At 62.3% G+C, this 16384-nt stretch carries 16 protein-coding genes and 1 tRNA gene; 6 read left to right on the top strand and 11 right to left on the bottom strand.

Annotated elements, in window-relative coordinates:
- The first annotated feature begins 1 nt into the window (after position 1).
- Together J5M73_RS27290 and J5M73_RS27285 are read left to right on the top strand one after the other, a co-directional pair.
- Positions 2 to 1576: an aldehyde dehydrogenase (NADP(+)) gene (locus tag J5M73_RS27290; RefSeq protein WP_102861572.1), complete on the top strand. Its 1575-nt coding sequence runs from the start codon at positions 2 to 4 to the stop codon at positions 1574 to 1576.
- 116 nt (positions 1577 to 1692) lie between these two features.
- The gene (locus J5M73_RS27285; RefSeq protein ID WP_207816543.1) at positions 1693 to 2706 is read left to right on the top strand and encodes an Ldh family oxidoreductase; all 1014 of its coding nucleotides are present in this window, start codon (positions 1693 to 1695) and stop codon (positions 2704 to 2706) included.
- A 51-nt stretch (positions 2707 to 2757) separates the two neighbouring features.
- Here the strand turns inward: J5M73_RS27285 and J5M73_RS27280 are convergent, their stop codons facing one another.
- Both J5M73_RS27280 and J5M73_RS27275 read right to left on the bottom strand, forming a co-directional pair.
- Entirely contained in the window at positions 2758 to 4914 is a 2157-nt protein-coding gene (locus J5M73_RS27280; RefSeq protein WP_207816542.1) for a TonB-dependent siderophore receptor, read from the bottom strand.
- A gap of 52 nt (positions 4915 to 4966) precedes the next feature.
- Complete coding sequence (locus J5M73_RS27275) at positions 4967 to 5113, bottom strand: hypothetical protein (protein ID WP_162884111.1); 147 nt, start codon at positions 5111 to 5113, stop codon at positions 4967 to 4969.
- Positions 5114 to 5141: 28 nt separating this feature from the next.
- Between J5M73_RS27275 and J5M73_RS27270 the strand changes: the two genes are divergently transcribed.
- Positions 5142 to 5678: a GNAT family N-acetyltransferase gene (locus J5M73_RS27270; protein WP_102861575.1), complete on the top strand. Its 537-nt coding sequence runs from the start codon at positions 5142 to 5144 to the stop codon at positions 5676 to 5678.
- A gap of 66 nt (positions 5679 to 5744) precedes the next feature.
- Here J5M73_RS27270 and J5M73_RS27265 read toward each other — a convergent pair whose 3' ends face one another.
- A complete protein-coding gene (locus tag J5M73_RS27265; RefSeq protein WP_102861576.1) occupies positions 5745 to 6119 on the bottom strand; it encodes a hypothetical protein in 375 nt (124 codons plus the stop codon).
- A gap of 223 nt (positions 6120 to 6342) precedes the next feature.
- A complete protein-coding gene (locus J5M73_RS27260) occupies positions 6343 to 6630 on the bottom strand; it encodes a hypothetical protein (protein WP_102861577.1) in 288 nt (95 codons plus the stop codon).
- Between the two features lie 559 nt (positions 6631 to 7189).
- On the opposite strand from J5M73_RS27260, the gene J5M73_RS27255 reads away from it, so the two are divergent.
- On the top strand, positions 7190 to 8965 hold the full coding sequence (locus tag J5M73_RS27255; RefSeq protein ID WP_102861578.1) for a sensor domain-containing phosphodiesterase: 1776 nt from the start codon (positions 7190 to 7192) through the stop codon (positions 8963 to 8965).
- A gap of 45 nt (positions 8966 to 9010) precedes the next feature.
- Here J5M73_RS27255 and J5M73_RS27250 read toward each other — a convergent pair whose 3' ends face one another.
- Positions 9011 to 9739, bottom strand: a complete 729-nt coding sequence (locus tag J5M73_RS27250) for a class I SAM-dependent methyltransferase (RefSeq protein ID WP_102861579.1) — start codon at positions 9737 to 9739, stop codon at positions 9011 to 9013.
- A 261-nt stretch (positions 9740 to 10000) separates the two neighbouring features.
- Between J5M73_RS27250 and J5M73_RS27245 the strand changes: the two genes are divergently transcribed.
- Complete coding sequence (locus J5M73_RS27245) at positions 10001 to 10426, top strand: SMI1/KNR4 family protein (RefSeq protein ID WP_242553941.1); 426 nt, start codon at positions 10001 to 10003, stop codon at positions 10424 to 10426.
- Positions 10427 to 10590: 164 nt separating this feature from the next.
- On the opposite strand, the gene J5M73_RS27240 is transcribed toward J5M73_RS27245, so the two are convergent.
- From J5M73_RS27240 to J5M73_RS27220, 5 genes are all read right to left on the bottom strand, one after another.
- Positions 10591 to 10664: transfer RNA gene (locus J5M73_RS27240), tRNA-Gly, on the bottom strand.
- A gap of 156 nt (positions 10665 to 10820) precedes the next feature.
- Positions 10821 to 11705, bottom strand: coding sequence for an alpha/beta hydrolase (locus J5M73_RS27235; protein ID WP_102861581.1), 885 nt, complete (start codon positions 11703 to 11705; stop codon positions 10821 to 10823).
- Positions 11706 to 12030: 325 nt separating this feature from the next.
- Positions 12031 to 12723 carry a pseudouridine synthase gene (locus J5M73_RS27230; RefSeq protein ID WP_102861582.1) on the bottom strand — a complete coding sequence of 231 codons (693 nt, stop codon included), beginning with the start codon at positions 12721 to 12723 and terminating at the stop codon, positions 12031 to 12033.
- A 33-nt stretch (positions 12724 to 12756) separates the two neighbouring features.
- On the bottom strand, positions 12757 to 12975 hold the full coding sequence (locus J5M73_RS27225) for a cysteine-rich CWC family protein (RefSeq protein WP_102861583.1): 219 nt from the start codon (positions 12973 to 12975) through the stop codon (positions 12757 to 12759).
- Positions 12968 to 14455: a sensor domain-containing diguanylate cyclase gene (locus J5M73_RS27220; RefSeq protein WP_207816541.1), complete on the bottom strand. Its 1488-nt coding sequence runs from the start codon at positions 14453 to 14455 to the stop codon at positions 12968 to 12970. The genes J5M73_RS27225 and J5M73_RS27220 overlap by 8 nt, the downstream gene beginning before the upstream one ends.
- A gap of 302 nt (positions 14456 to 14757) precedes the next feature.
- Between J5M73_RS27220 and J5M73_RS27215 the strand changes: the two genes are divergently transcribed.
- Complete coding sequence (locus J5M73_RS27215; protein ID WP_115581787.1) at positions 14758 to 15201, top strand: hypothetical protein; 444 nt, start codon at positions 14758 to 14760, stop codon at positions 15199 to 15201.
- Positions 15202 to 15250: 49 nt separating this feature from the next.
- Here the strand turns inward: J5M73_RS27215 and J5M73_RS27210 are convergent, their stop codons facing one another.
- Entirely contained in the window at positions 15251 to 16363 is a 1113-nt protein-coding gene (locus tag J5M73_RS27210; protein WP_207816539.1) for an enoyl-CoA hydratase/isomerase family protein, read from the bottom strand.
- Between the last annotated feature and the right edge of the window lie 21 nt (positions 16364 to 16384).

Raw genomic sequence — 16384 nt, 5'->3', positions numbered from 1 at the left:
CATGACTGTTACTGGACAGATGCTGATAGGTCACACCGCCGTGCTTGGCGGCCAGGGCTCGATTCATGGGCTGGCCGCCGCCAGTGGCGAGGTGTTGCAACCGGCTTTCGGTGGCGCCTCGGCCGCTGAACTTGAGCGCGCCTGTGCCCTGGCGGAGGCGGCGTTCGATCCTTATCGCCAGTTGCCGCTTGCACAGCGGGCGGCATTTCTGGAGAGCATTGCCAGCCATATTCTGGGCTTGGGCGAGGAACTGATTGAGCGCTGTCACTTGGAAACCGGCTTGCCCCGGGCTCGCCTGGAAGGTGAGCGGGGGCGCACCGTCGGCCAATTGCGCCTGTTTGCCCAGGTAGTCCGTGACGGCGGTTTTCTCGGGGTCAGGATCGACCCGGCGCAACCTGAGCGTCAGCCTCTGCCCAGGGTCGAGCTGCGCCTGCGGCATATCGGCCTGGGCCCGGTGGCGGTGTTTGGCGCGTCGAACTTTCCCCTGGCGTTTTCCGTGGCCGGCGGCGACACCGCTTCGGCCCTGGCGGCGGGTTGTCCGGTGATCGTCAAGGCCCACTCGGCGCACCCCGGTACATCAGAGTTGGTGGGGCAGGCCATTGCCCGGGCCGCACAGAGCCTGGGATTGCCCGAGGGGGTGTTTTCGCTGCTGTTCGACAGCGGCCGGGCCATCGGCCAGGGGCTGGTGGCGGACCCGCGGATCAAGGCAGTGGGGTTCACCGGCTCGCGCACGGGCGGGGTCGCGCTGATGCAGATCGCCGCATTACGTCCTGAGCCGATTCCCGTGTATGCCGAGATGAGCTCCATCAATCCGGTGCTGTTGATGCCCCAAGCCCTGGAGGCGCGGGCGGAGCAGATTGCCCCGGCGTTCGTTGCCTCACTGACCCAGGGCGCCGGGCAGTTCTGTACCAATCCGGGCTTGATCCTGGCCCTGGAAGGCTCGGCATTGCAGCGCTTTGAAAGCGCCGCCGCCGCTGCCCTAGCCACACAGGCAGCGCAGACCATGCTTACCCCAGGCATTCACCGCAGTTACTGCCAGGGCGTTGCCGCCCTGGCGGCCCATGCCCAGGTGCAGACCTTGGCCCAGGGCTTGGCGGGGCAGGGCACTCAGGCCCGAGGCGCGTTGTTCGCCACCTCGGCCGAGGCCTTCATGGGCTGCGCACAACTGCGGGAAGAGGTCTTTGGCCCGGCCTCGTTGATCGTTAGGTGCCCGGACTTTGCCGCCTTGCAACAGGTGCTGCAGAGCCTGGAGGGCCAGTTGACCATTGCGCTGCACCTGAGCGATGGCGATCACCCCCAGGTCCGCGCGCTGCTGCCGCTGTTGGAGCGCAAGGCCGGACGCCTGCTGGTCAACGGATTCGGCACTGGGGTCGAAGTGGCCCACGCCATGGTTCATGGCGGTCCGTTCCCGGCCACCTCCGACAGCCGCAGCACCTCGGTGGGCAGCCTGGCGATCCAGCGCTTTCTGCGTCCGGTGTCCTACCAGGATCTGCCTGAGGCGCTGTTGCCTGCCGAGCTGCACCGCGCCAATCCGTTGCAGGTGCGGCAACTGCTCGACGGTCAGTTCTCCGGTTGATCCGGGGCGAGACGGCGCTCCTTCTGGAGCGTGCCGCCTCGCCCGTACCTGTTGCCCCCTCCATCCACCAAGACTCTCCCACAGGAGCGTTCCCCACCAGCCATAGAGGTTCCAGAATGTCTGAATACATCACCCTGTCACTGGATGAAGTCCGCGCCCAGTCGTATCGGGTCCTTACCCATCACGGCCTGTCCGAGGCACATGCTCGGGTGATCGCCGAGGTCATCACCCAGGGCCAGCGTGACGAGTGCCACTCCCACGGTGTGTACCGCCTGCTGGGCTGCGTGCGCTCGGTACGCGAGGGCAAGATCGACCCACAGGCCGAACCCAGCGTGCGGCACATTTCCGCCGGGGTGCTGGAGGTAGATGCCCATTACGGCTACTCGTTGCTGGGCCTTCACACCGGCTTGCCGTTACTGGCGCAAAAGGCTCGCAGCCAGGGGATCGCCGCCATGGTGATCAAGCACTGTTTCCACTTCTCTGCGCTGTGGCCGGAGGTCGAGGCGATTGCCGCCAGCGGCTTGGTGGGCCTGGCGATGAACCCCAGTCACAGCTGGGTGGCCCCGGCCGGCGGCCGCCATCCGGTGTTCGGCACCAACCCCCTGGCCTTCGCCTGGCCGCGTCCGGGGGGCCACCCCTTTGTTTTTGATTTCGCCACCAGCGCCATCGCGCGTGGCGATATCGAGCTGCATGCGCGCCAGGGCACGCCGATTCCCAGCCATTGGGCCATAGATGCCCAGGGCCAACCGACCACCGATGCCAGGGCGGCGTTGCAGGGCGCCATGCAGACCTTTGGCGGCCACAAGGGGTCGGCCCTGGCGGCGATGATCGAGTTGCTAGCCGGCGCCTTGATTGGCGATCTGACCAGCGCCGAATCCATGGCGTTCGACGAGGGCGTGGGGGCGACACCTTGCCATGGCGAGCTGGTGCTGGCGTTCGATCCCCAGGTGTTTTTGGGCGAGGGTTATCAGCAGGGGCTGGAGCGGGCGGAAGGGTTGTTCGCGGCCATTGCCCAGCAAGGCGCGCGGTTGCCGTCGCAGCGGCGTTTTGAGGCCCGGGCGCGCAGCCTGGAGCAGGGGGTGCAGGTTCCCCGGGCGCTGTGGAACGACATCCAGGCCTTGCTGCCATGACGCCCTGGGGGCGATGGAATCTCCATCGCCCCCAGGGGTCTGCGGGTCATGTCAGAAGCGCAGGTTGGCCGCCAGCTCGGCGGAACGCCCGGGCGCGACGGTGGCGAACAAGCCAACGTGGGACGCGTCGTAGTAGGTCTTGTCGGTGAGGTTGAGCACGTTGAACTGCAGGTCCAGGTTCTTGTTCACCCGATAGGCCAGCATGGCGTCGTAGCGCCAGTAGGCATCGAGGCTGCGGGTGTTTTCATCGTTGGTGTAGCGCTCGCCCACATAGTTGGCGCCGGCACCGACTTTCAGGCGGTCGGTGAGCATGTAGGTGCTCCACACCGAGGCGCTGTTGGGGGCGATGAATTTCATCTGGTTGCCGTTGAAGTCGGTGTTCATGCCTGAGGCGTACTTGACCGTCTTGGCATCCAGGTAGGTGTAGCCCGCCATCACCTCCCATTGATCGGTGAGGTAACCGGTGGCCCCGACTTCAAAACCTTTCACTTCGACATCGCCATCCAGGGTCACTTCGTTGCTGATCGGGTCGTAGGTCCGGGCGTTGGTCTTCTCGGTCTTGAACACGGCTGCGGTCAGGGCCAGGCGCTCGTTGAGCAGGTCCCATTTGGTGCCCAGTTCGAGGCTGCGGCTCTTTTCCGGGTCCAGGTTGCTGAGCCGGCCACCTGCTGCGCCATCGGCGCCGCCCGACTGCCCGGCGGTTTCGCCCGAAGGGTTGAACGAGGTGCCGTAGGACAGGTAGATGCTGCCGTAGGGCAGGGGCTTGAAGACGATGCCGCTTTGGTAGGTCCACATATTGCTGCGGTTGCTCTGGCTGGGGTCCCTGACGTGATAGGCGTCGTAGCGCAGGCCCAGGTTCAGGTCCCATTGCTCGTGCAGGGCGAGGGTGTCCATCACATAGACGGCGCGGTTGTTGTGTCGGGTGACGGTGTGCTGGCCGTCGTCTCGTAGCACCGGGGCGAATGGGTCTTTTGGATTGGGGTGATTGAGGTCGCCCAGGTTGCTGTTCTTGGGGCTTGCATAACGATTCTTGACGTCGATCCGTTCGCGCGAGAACTCCAGGCCCGCGCTGTAGCTGTGGCCGATAGAGCCGGTGTCGAATGTGCCGAAGATGTCGGTCTGGTTGATCAGCGATTCGTTGACCACGTTGCGCCCGCGAGCCGCACGTTGCACGGTGTTCGCCTGTTCCTGCGCCGCCGTGGATATCGGCCGGCTCATGACGTAGTCCTGCATGCTGCGGCCCTGGCGGGTGGTGTTGCGCAGGGTCAGGTGGTCGTTGAAGTCATGTTCCAGTTGCAAGGTCGCAAGGTCTGCCGAGGTCTTGCGGAAGTCGCGCTGGGTGAAGCCATAGAAGTTGTCGCGGTCGACCTTGATCGGCTTGCCGGAGATTTCCGATACCGGGATGCCCTGGTCGGGCATGTCGTCGGTCTGCAGGTGGTAGTAGCTCAAGGTGGCGCGGGTGTCGGTGTTCAGGCCGAAGGTCACGCTCGGTGCCACGCCCCAGCGCGACACTTGCACATGATCGCGCCCGGGGGTATCGGCTTCATGCTTCATGGCGTTCAGGCGCAGGGCCATGTTCTGTTCGGGCAGGTACTGGTTGAGGTCGAGGGTGCTGCGCCGCAGATGATCGGTGCCCAGGGTCAGGCTGCCGGCGCTGAAGTTCTCCTGCTGCGGTACTTTGCTGATCAGGTTGATGGTGCCGCCGGTGGAGCCGCGTCCCGAGTAGGCCGAACCCGGGCCTTTGACGATCTCGATCTGCTCGTAGTTGAAGACTTCATGGTTCATCCGGCCGACGTCGCGGATGCCGTCGATCATGATGTCGGTGCTGGCCTCGAAGCCGCGGATGAAGGGGCGATCCCCCAGCGGCGTTCCGCCTTCCCCGGCGCCGAAGGTGATGCCCGGGGTGGTGCGCAAGGCATCGGTCAGGGTCGACACGGCACGTTCCTGCATCAGGGTGTCGGTGATGATGGTCACCGACTTCGGCGTTTCCCGCAGGGGCGCGGTGAACTTCACCGAATCCGAGGCCTCGCGCTTGTAGCCGGGCTGATGCACCCCTTGCACATGGGTTGGCGCCAGGGTGACAGGTGTCGCCTCGGTGTGACGCTTGGCGTCTTCAGCAGCGGCTCCCAGGCTGGCTTCGCTGAGGGCCATCAGACCGAGAGAGGTGGACCACAACTTCCAGGGTTGTGGGCGGGCGGGACTGGACATTGAGATAGAGCCTCCGTTTTATTTGGAAGCGATTCTCATTAGATAATTATTATCATTCAATCAGATAGTTCTGAACAATGGTGTCGAAAAGTGTATGCGTGGCTGTATACGAAGTGAGGGGCTTGATCGGGTTTGCTGTGCGGAGCGACGTGTTTTCTTGCGGCGGGCCGTTTTCTTTTTCCGCCAGCCGCTGTTTCATGGTCGGCCATCAACCCAGGAGATCACGGATGAATCTGCACTTCGAAACCCCCAACCTGATATTGCGTCCACGCACGCTCGAACACTTCGAGGCCTGCTTGCGCATGGACCTGGACCCTGAAGTCACGCGCTTCACTCCGGGGATCTGGGACGGTGGGCAATGGCATCGGGATTTCCTGCGGTCGCGTATGACCCAGGACTTTGGTGAGCGATGCGGTTATTGGGCGATCTTCGCCAAGGAGGCCCCGGACGATTTACTGGGCTGGGTCTCGTTCATTCCTTTCGACGCCGTGGGCCCGGAACTGGAGATGGGCTGGCGTCTGGTGCGGCGGGCCTGGGGCCGGGGGGTGGCCTCTGAGGCCGCCAGGCGCATTGTCGAGCACGCCTTTGCCGACCCGGAGGTCGAGCGGATTGTCGCTGATGCTCACATCGACAATGGCGCCTCGTTGGCGGTGGCTCGCAAGCTGGGTTTTCGTTTCACTCACGACGGCGAGTTCGAAGGCCTGCCAAGCCGGTTTTTCGAAATGACCCGTGAGGATTTTCATCAGCAGACAGCGACCGGTTGAAGGGCTGCTGGCTCTGGGGAGACGGGGCGCCGTTGCGTGGCGCCCCGCAATGAAGACCGTTGCCGGTCAAAGGTGACGACTGACCCACCACAACACCAGGAAGGCGATAAGCGCGGCCAGGGCTGACAGCTGGAACAGATTGATCAGCCATTTCAGGCCCAGGGGGAAGTTCTTGTAGTCGCGCACATCCAAGCCGCCATTGCGCAGAAAGAGGTGGGGCATGGCGAACATTCCGCCGATGCACACCAGCATGCACAGACGGCTGAGAGGGTCTTTGCCCAGCAGTGGCATGCGAATGGCGACGACCCGGCAACGGGCCAGGTATTTGACCATGTCATCGATCTTGAAATAGCCCAGGTAGACCTGGATCACCAGGGACACCAGTCCGGACATGACCACCAGAATCCAACCCGCGGTGTAAATATCTTTGGCGTTGCACATATCTATTCAGTGACCTCCTCAAGCTTCACGACCAGGCGTTCAGCGTCGCACTCCTCCAATGAGCCCTGGCACGCAGGGCAGCCGACCACCATAGCACCCCTGGACCAAGGAGGGGCGCAGGGCTCCCCAGGGGCAGGAGAGTTGTAGCGACCCTAGCCGGGGGCTGGCCCGGTTGCCATGAGACGAGTACCAAAGGCACGGGGGGCGTGCTGGAGGAGAGGGGTCAGAGCTTGGCGCAACGTTCCACGTCGGCCTGGGCGGTGACCTGGGTGTCGATGCCCAAACGGTACTTGCAGTAGTCGATGATCATCTGCCGGTACTCGGGCGTGAGCTTTTCCACGCGCCGGTAGTCGCCGTCATTGGCGTGGATATTGAAGAACTCCAGGCGCAGCGTCGGGGACTGCTTGATAAACCAGCGGGTGTGGGTCTCGGCTTCTTCCAGCTCGGTGTAGTAGCCGACGTTGAGCACCACCAGCAGGCCGAGGAATAGCAGGAATACGAGTTTTTTCATGGTACGGCTCCATCCATGGGCAGGGCGGCGCATGGTTCCGGCTTTGCTCATGCTTGGCAAGGGCCTGTCATGAATTGTCACGCTTGCCGCCGGCAGGTTCAGCCAGCAGACAGTCGCAGGCTGTTAAAAGATTCGGACGCCCGGCAGGAGCAGGGTAGTGACAAGGGGGCAAGAAGGTCGGGACTCTGGAACTGGCCTGATGATGCAATAGCAAAGAAAGCGATCTGCGGATCGCTTTTTTTGTCTTCGCAAGGTATGCGCCTGCCGATCTGCCAGGGTTTGCAGAGAGGGGCTCGAGCAGGACGCAATGGCCGGCAAGGTCGCTTTGTCATGGGGCGCTAGCGCTCTGGAACGGTCTTTTCAAGGTTGCTATGTATTGTTTCGGGCAATACCGTTCGTCCGACGGATGGAATTGGCAAGCACTAGTCACTGCGTCATGCTGTCGATGGATGTCGTAATGCCACCATTTTGGGCTCAACCCGTTTCCAGGTGGTGTTTTCCCCCTGCGCTGCTGAGATAGGTTTTCTGATGAGTGTGTTGATCCTGCCTGAGGCGCGGTATGCCCGATAAGGCGTTGGTCGAGGAGCAGCGCCTGGCTGCTCTGTATGCCCTGGAACTGCTGGACACGGCCCGTTGTGAGCGTTTTGATCGTATTTGTCGTCTGGCGGCGCAGTACTTCAAGGTACCCACGGCCCTGATCACTCTGGTGGATCGGGATCGCCAGTGGTTCATGTCGCGGGTGGGCTTCGTCGCCGAGCAGACCCCCATCGATCAATCGTTCTGTGCCTACACCATCAAGTCCGGCGATGTGTTTGAAGTGGAAAACGCCCGCCGGGATGTGCGCTTTCATGCCAATCCCCTGGTCACCGAAGATCCGTGCATCGGCTTTTATGCTGGCGCGCCGCTGATCACATCCACCGGCCATGCCATCGGCAGTTTGTGCGTCATCGATAAACAGCCCCAGCGCTTGAATGCCGTCGAGCGCCAGCAACTGCGGGACCTGGCGTGCCTGGTGATGGAGCAGATCGAGCACCGTCAGCGCCAGACCCGTCGCGATCCGGTCAGCAGCCTGCCCAATCGGGAGCAATTCCAGAGCGATCTGTACGACCTGGCGGAACAGCATCCTGGTGAAAAGCGCGTGCTGGTGCTGGTGGATGCGGTGGACATGACCGTGGCTCACGAGCTGACCCTGGCCATGGGCATGGCTCCGTTTGAAATCATCGTGCGCTTCCTGGCCCAGCAACTGCTCACCTACCTGGGGCGGCATGTCCGGGTGTATCACGTCTCGGTCAAGCGTTTTGGCTTTCTGCTACCGGCAGCGCCGGGCATCGAACGTTTTCTCGAAGGGCTGGTTCGGCGTTTGCGGCGCCAGCCGCCGGGCCTTGAGTTGCCGATGATTCCCGGGGTATGTGCGGGCACCGTGGAGTTCTCCACGGACCGCGACGCGGTGCCGGACGTGCTGCGCAAAGCCATGTTCGCCCTGGAGCTGGCGACCTTGAAGCGCAGCACCTGGGCGCCCTATGACGTGGTGCGGGACCAGGCCTATCGACGTGCCTTCAATCTGGCGTCGGACATCAGCGAAGCCCTCGACAGCGGACAGATCTACCTGATGTTCCAGCCGCGCTTCGCCCTGCCCGATGGTGCCCAGGTCAGCGCCGAGGCGCTGATCCGCTGGGATCACCCTTGGCTGGGACCGATTTCCCCGGCGGAATTCATTCCGGTCATGGAGCGCAACGCCCTGATCCACCGGGTGACCCATTGGGTGATCAACGCGGTGCTGGACAGGCTGCACAGCTGGAGTTCCAGCGATGTACAGCGCCTGTCGATCAACCTGTCCCCCCAGGATTTCGAGGACCAGGACATTGCCGATGTCCTCAGGGAGGCCTGCCAGCGTCACCGCATCGATCCCCGGCGCCTGGAGGTGGAGATCACTGAAGGTGCCTGGCTGCGCTCCAACCCCAAGGTGCTGGATCAGTTGAGCAAGATACGCGGCCTGGGCATGGACGTGGCCATCGATGATTTCGGTACCGGCTACAGCAACTTCGCCTACCTGCATCAGATTCCCGCCAATGTGGTGAAGCTCGACAAATCCATGGTCACGGACCTTGAGAGCAGCGCCCAGCACCAGAAGATCACCCGTTCGGTCATTGCCCTGGCCAGGGAGCTGGGCTATCGCACCGTGGCCGAGGGCATCGAGAGTTTCAAATGCCTGCAGATGCTACGGGCCTTTGGCTGCGACGAAGCCCAGGGCTATTTCCTGGCCCGGCCCATGGCCCAGGAAAAATTCCTCGCTCACAGCGGGGCCCGGCGTTTTCCGTTGCAGCAGGGCTTCTAGCAGGCAGGGCAAGCCTGCCGAGGTGGCCGCGCAACGGCGGCCGCCTCAGCGCTGGGCGGCCACCAGCAACATCATCGGTCGCTCGCGCTCTTCTTCCAGAGCCGGTTGCTCCAGCACTTGCTGGGCGCTCGGTCCCCACTCCTCGACATGGCGAATGCTGAACCCTGTGTCGATCAGGGTGTTGAGCAGAGTGCCCAGGGTCCGGTGCTGCTTGATCACGCCCTCCGCCAGCCAATGGGTCACTCGCTCGCCTTCTTGCTGGTAGCTGTCCAGCGGCCAGGATTTGCGGCCCTGGTCATCCACCTGCCAACCCGGGTTGCGCGGGGCCATGAAGATCGGGTGCTCGATGGAGAACACCAGACGTGCCCCGGGTACCAGGGCGGCATGGACCTGGGTGAACAGCCCGCGCAAGTCCTTGATGTAGTGCAGGGCCAGGGAGCTGTAGGCCAGGTCGAAGCTGCAGGCGGGCAGGCTCAGGTGTTCCAGATCGGCCCGCTGATAATCGATGTTGGGCGCCGAGGTGCTGGCGCGGGCGGTCGCCAGCATCTTTTGCGAAACGTCCAGGCCCAGTACCTGTCGGGCCCCCTGTTCGCTGGCCCAGCGGCTGAACCAGCCATAGCCGCAGCCCAGGTCCACCACCTTGAGACCGTTCATGGTGGGCAGCAGAGCTTGCAGGGCTGGCCATTCCGGTGCCGCATCGAGGCCGCCGAGGGAGCGGCCCATCTGGCTGTAGCCCTGGAAAAAGGTCGGATCGTCGTAAATATTCTGGGTCATGCAGCGTTTCCTTGAGGTTCGTGTGCAGCCGTGATGTCGGGCGGATGATGCAAAAGACGCGGCTGAGGTTTTTCCTCTGACCCGGTCACGGCGATTTTCACTCAGTGTGGGTTATGCATTATCGTGCGCCACGCCTCAAGCGATCAGCGTCGTCATCGACACCAAGCCAACCGATAGCGGTGGGTGTTCGTCTGTAAGGGCCAACCGAATCCCCCGAACCCGGGTCTGTACCCTAAGCGAGGCACCTTGGGCAAAGCGCGAGTGATAGGCACGACAATAGAGGCCATTCATGCTGCCGAGACGGCATTGGGGCGAACCTTGCCCGGGTCATTCGTGGACTGGCTGCTGGAGCACAACGGCAAGGCGCTGGGGGGGCTGGAAGTGTTTCCTGTCTTTGATGCGCGTGATCCCCGCAAGACCTGGGAGTCGATAGTCCGCCATTTCGAGCAAGGCTGGCGGGCTTGGCAAGACACTTTCTCCGGCATCGCGCTCGACTGCTCCAGCCTGCTGCCGTTCGCTCAATTTGGGACGGGCGACTATTACTGCTTCGATTACGCGGTACTGGGCGACGCCGGTGAGCCGGTCGTGGTGCTGTGGTCCCATGAGACGGGTCGAACCTGCGTCGTTGCGGATGACTATGCCGCTTTTTTGGCCAATCCCGATCAGTTGTGCCACGCACCCGGCTGATGGGCCGTTGGTACAGGTCGATGCTGAAACAGCGGCGCTCCAATGATCTGCACGAGGCTTGGGCTTGGTTCGCTAGGTTTGCTGCTGGGAGGGGAGGAGATCGTTTGAATCAACGACCTGAGAAGCTTCTACAGATATCTGCGGGAGCCCGCAGATTGGGGAAGTGGAGCGGGTGAAGGGAATCGAACCCTCGTTATCAGCTTGGGAAGCTGGAGTAATGCCATTATACGACACCCGCTCGAACGGCTGACTTTGTACCAGAAGTGGCCGGGGATTTGAAGTTTTTCTTTATCTGACTTGTGCTTGCGTGTCGGTTGAGGTCGCCACAGGTGCCTCACCCGCCAGGAAAAACAGGGTTTTTCAAGGCGGGGTGACGGCCTGTGGCGACGGGGTTTCAGATGGCCCGTGCATGCTGATCATGAACATAGTGTGGACGCGAGCGGTTGTCGTACTGGGCTGGCTTGAGGAAGCCCAGGAGTGCCTGGCGACTGTCGCGGCAGGCCGCCTTGTGTTCCATGTCGAGAAAATGCCCGGTGGCCTGGATGGTGCTGAAGCTCGCGTGCTGTACATGGTCGGCGAACAGCTTGGCGTCGTTGGCTGAGGTGTACTCGTCCCACTCACCGTTGAGAAACAGCACCGGCACCTGGATGTTCTTCGCCGCCCGCAAGTAGCACTGGCGATCGCCGTTGAGCACATGGCTGATGTGGAAGTGCATCTGCCCGTACTCATGCTCCGCCAGGCTGCTGACATGGCGATAGTTGAAGCGCTTGAACAGCGACGGCAGGTGTTTGCCGATGGTGTCGTTGACCAGGTGGCCGACGCGATGGCGGTCGAGGCTGCCGAGGTAGTCGACACCGCGCTCCAGGTAGTCGCGCATGGGTTCGTTGAGCACCGGCGAGAACGAGCTGATCACCGCCTTCTCGATGCGTCGAGGACGTTGGGACAAGGCCTGCAAGGCCGCGGCGCCGCCCCACGAGAACGACAGCACATGCTCGGCGGCGAAGTGCTCAATCAACTCCAGCAGGATCTGCCCTTCCACTTCCTTGGTGAGCATCCGTTCGTGCTTGTTGTGGGCCTTGGACCGGCCCGCGTAGGGCTGGTCGTAGAGCACCACGTTGAACTGCGGGTACAGATTCTTCACGGTCTGGGCAAAGGACGCAGTGGTGGCCATCGAGCCGTTGACCAGAATGATGGTCTTGTCTGCGGCATCTGCGCGATAGAACTCCGTGTAAACCCGATACTGACCCTGTATATCCAGCACAGCGATTTCTGGCCTCATGTCATAAGACTCCTGGCAAGCGGGTATGCGCGCAACATTGAGTGTGCACGGGCAATGTGACAGGTAGGCATACGCCTGGAATCGGAGCCCATGTCGATCCGGTAATGCAGGTCGACGGGTATTGTTATAGGCGGGCGATTTACCGGGTTGAATGCAGAGCAGGCAGGGCTCAGGCCGGCAAAAGGTTTCTTAGATGTGTATGGGTGACTCATCGGTCACATTTCGGCCGACGGACTGATTCAAGCAGGGCAACCGGGAACCTGCAAGTGCGTTGGGCAAATTGTTCGACAGCTTCTGCCCAGCGGTCATTCAGCGGGACGCGGCGTCAGATCAGGCGGATTTCGTCTGCGCTGAGGGGGCGGTATTGGCCTGGGGCAAGGCATTCATCCAGTACCAGTGGTCCCATGCGTTCGCGGTGCAGGCGCACCACCTTGTTGTTGAAGTGGCCGAACATCCGTTTGACCTGGTGATAGCGCCCCTCGACGATGCTCAGCCTGGCGCTATGAGGGCCGAGGATCTGCAATTGCGCAGGCAGGGTGGTGAGGTCCTCGAAGGCGAAATACAGACCCTGGGCGAAGGTCTCGATGTACTCGGGGCCAATCTCCTGCTCGGTTTCCACGTAGTAGAGCTTGGGCAGCTTGGTCTGCGGCTGGGTCAAGCGTCGCGACCAGCTGCCGTCGTTGGTGATCAGCATCAGCCCGGTGGTGTTGTAATCCAGGCGCCCGGCGATGTGCAGGTCCTGGGGATCCGGCTCGTGGATCAGCTCCAGCACGGTCCTGTGCTCCGGGTCGCGGGTGGCGCTGACACAGCCCATGGGCTTGTGCAGCATGAAATAACGCGCCGGCTTGCCGACCTGGAGCACTTCCTCATCCAGTTCCACGCGACTGAACTCACGGACCTCGGCCTTGGGGTCGCTGACCGGCTGCCCGTCGATGCGGATGCGGCGTTGCACCAGCAGCAGGCGCACCTGCTGACGGTTGAAGCGGGGCAGGTTGCTGAGGAAACGGTCAATGCGCATGGTGATCGGCGGTTGGGGGCAAGGTGAGGAGGTTCAGGAGCGTGGCAAGGTGCCGGCGCGCAACTGCGCTTCGACCCCGGCACAACGGGGGCACAGGCAGGAGCGGTCGCGCAGCTGTGGCGGCAAGGCTTCGATGATTGCCGGGTCGATGCTCACGCTGTAGCACCAGCAGGCTTGGTCCGCAGTACGCGGGTCGGCCAGGGTGCAGTCGTTGCGGGCACCGCAGGCCGGGCAAAGGTCAGGTTCATTCATGGCTGGAGTGGGGCATTTCCACACAGGTTCGATTGCGTCCGCTCTGCTTGGCGCGGTACATCGCATGGTCGGCACGGGACAGCAGGCTGTGCAGGGTGTCTGCCGATTGCAGAGCGGTCAAGCCGATACTGACGGTCAGTTGCAGAGGCTGCCCTTCATAGTAGTAGTGCTGTTGTTCGGTCTGCTGGCGGATCTTCTCGGCAATGACCAGGGCGGCGCTGCTCTGGGTGTCCTTGAGCAGGACAATGAACTCCTCGCCGCCCCAGCGGCAGACGATGTCGGACTGGCGCAGGCAGTCCTGCAGGTCACGGGCAAAACCGCTGAGCACCAGGTCCCCGGCCAGATGGCCGTAGGTGTCGTTGAGGCGCTTGAAGTGATCCAGGTCCAGCAGCAGGGCGCACAGTGGCGTCATGTCCCGCCGCGCTTCCTGCAGAGCCTGGGCTGCCAGCAGATCGAAGCCGCGACGATTGGGTAGGCGGGTGAGGCTGTCGAGGGTGGCCTGGGCCTCGATCTTGCGCCGGTAGCGACGCACCACGCCGCTGAGCAGGATCAGCACGATGCTGGTGACCACCAGGCAGATCAGCAGGTTCAGGTACAGCGACTGACGGATGCTGTTGAGGGCGCCGTCTTCGCGCTTGTCGACGAACAGGTACCAGTTCAGTTCGGGAATGAAACGCACATTGAGAAAGTGCCCCTGGCCCTGGGTCGAGTATTCATAGCTGCCGCTGTGGGGCTTGGGCAGTTGGGTCATGAGTTCCTTGAGGCTGTCCAGGTCATGCAGGGACTGGCCGCTGCGGGCGCCCTGGGGCCCACCGTCGGCGCCGGTAAGGACGATGCGGCCGAAGGTGTCGACGAAGTACACACTGCGCTGGTAGCGCTGCTGGTACTTGTCGATCAGCTTGATCACCGCGTCCACCGTCAAGCCCACTCCAGCCGCACCGATGAAGCGCTCCTGATAGTCGTAGACCTTGTAGTTGATGAAGAAGGTCAGTTTGTCCTGATTGGCCAGGTCCGGGTCGACGTTGATTTCATAGGGCGTGGCCATATCGCGTACGCGAAAGTACCAGGCGTCCCGGGGCTCATCGACCTTGACCTGCTTCAGCACGCCCTTGGCCTGGTAGTAGGTGAGGCTGGTGTTGGAGACGAAGAAGGCGGTGTAGGCGCCATAGTGGGTCATGACCTCGTTGAGGTAACGGGTCATCTGGGTAGGGTCGCGTTCGCCGGCTACCACCCAGTCACGCATGAAGGTGTCGCGGGCCATCATCGAGGAGATCAGGACCGGCCGTACCAGGTCCTTCTGGATTTCCGAGTACACGGTGTCGGAGGTCAGGGGCAGCTCGGTGTTGACGATGCTGTCGCGGATCGAGTCCCGGGAGGCGTAGTAGCTGAGCAGGGAAGTGGCGAGGAAGCCGCTGCCCAGCAAGGTGATCAGGACCATTACCAGCGAACGTTGCGAATACAAGGGAGAACGAAGCGGCATGGTAATTCCGTGATAGTGGCCCGATGACGCATTCTAGTGGCACGGCGCGCAAATAACTCGTTCATCAGCGCACTGAGTTGTCTCGGAATCGATACGCGGCATGGTGTTTTTCCGGCGCCGGAAATGCGACTCCGAGTCGTCCTGACAGGGCGGTTACCGGCGGTCGAAGGACTTGTATCAACGTGTTGCCAAAATCGCACCAGAAGGGGTTTTCGCGGTCAGATATTTCGTCAGTCGGCCTGTTGTCGACTGCCGCCTGCCAGCGTCGCTGGTGTGGCTTCTTCGCGGTCCAGGAGGCCGCCATGTATCGTCGACTTCTGCTTGTTGCATTACTGGGTCTGAGTCTTAGCGCGTGCGTCCCTTATTACGGTGGAGGTTCAAGCTATTACAGCTCCGAAGTCTACAGTTCTCCCTCGCCGGCCTATTACTACGGTGGTGGTTCTTCCTATTACTCCACTGGCCGCAGTTACTACGCACCGCGTTACTACCAGCCGGCACCCCGTTATTACCAGTCGGCTCCGCGTTACTACCAACCGGCTCCACGCTACTACCAGCCACCCCGGGCGGTGTACCGGCCTTATCCGAACCAGGGCTGGGGCGGGCACGATCGCCACAGTAACTGGGGCAACAACAATTGGGGCAACAACGGTGGCCATCGGGAATGGGGCGGTCACGGCGGACGTGGTGATCGTGGCCGAGGCGATCGTGACCGGGGCGACCATGGGCGAGGCGGTCGCGGCCATTGATCCCGAGTGGGCCAAAAGCCTGTAGCCGCTGTCAGCGGCTGCAGGCTTTTTAGTAATCCGTCAGGTCCGCCAGGGGATGACGGCCTTCCCAGGCCTTGTGGAAATGCGCTTGCACCACCGCCTCGGGCACGCTGTTGATATCCGACCAATGCCAATGGGGCTGATGATCCTTGTCGATCAGGCGAGCACGCACCCCTTCGGCGAATTCCGGGTGCCGGCAGCAGTTCAGGCTCAGGGTGTATTCCATCTGGAATACCTCGGCCAGGGACAGGTAGCGAGCACGGTGGATCTGCTCCCATACCAGGTGCGCGGTCAGCGGGCAGCCCTCGACCAGCGTCTTGGCCGCTCGGCTGTAGAGGGCATCGCTGTGGTTCTGCAACTGGCTGATGGCACGCCAGGCACAGGCCACGTCACTGACGTCCAGCCAGGCGTCGATCTGCTGCCGACGCGGCAGCCATTGGGCTTCGGGCAGTTGAGCCGAGGCTTCCTGCTGCAAGGCCTTGAGCAAGCTGTTGAGTTGCCTTGGCGTCTGTTCCTGCCAGTTCAACTGCAACAGCCCCTCAATCAGTGCTTCCTGTTGTTCGTCCAGCAGGAAGCGGTCGGCGAGGTTCAGGTCCAGGGCATCGCGGCCATTCATGTGGGCGCCGGTCAACCCCAGGAACAAGCCGAGCTTGCCGGGCATGCGCGAGAGGAACCAGCTGGCGCCGACGTCGGGATACAGGCCGATGCTGATTTCCGGCATTGCCAGGCGACTGCTGGGGGTGACGATACGAATCCCGGCACCTTGCAGCAGACCCATGCCACCGCCCAGCACATAACCGTGGCCCCAGCAGATCAAGGGTTTGGGATAGGTGTGCAAGCGATAGTCGAGACGGTATTCCGCGGCAAAGAAATGCCCGGCCAAGGCCGGTACTTTGCCAGGGTGATCGAGGCAAGCCTGGGCCAGGCTGCGTACCTCGCCGCCGGCACAGAAAGCCTTGGCGCCGTTACCCCGCAGCAGCACACAGACCACTTGCGGGTCCTTGGCCCAAGCATCGAGACGCTCGCTCAACTGCTGGATCATGGGCAGCGACAGGGCATTCAGGGATTTTTCCGCGTCCAGGGTGGCAATGGCGATGCGTGCGCCATCGGTGCCGGTGAGTTCTTCGACGTGCAGGTTCATCGTGACCTCGAGGGGAAATAG

The organism is Pseudomonas sp. 50_B, from assembly GCF_017491625.1.
Taxonomy (GTDB): domain Bacteria; phylum Pseudomonadota; class Gammaproteobacteria; order Pseudomonadales; family Pseudomonadaceae; genus Aquipseudomonas; species Aquipseudomonas danubii.
The sequence above is the reverse complement of the archived record's forward strand: the minus strand, read 5'-3'. Positions and strand labels throughout refer to the sequence as shown.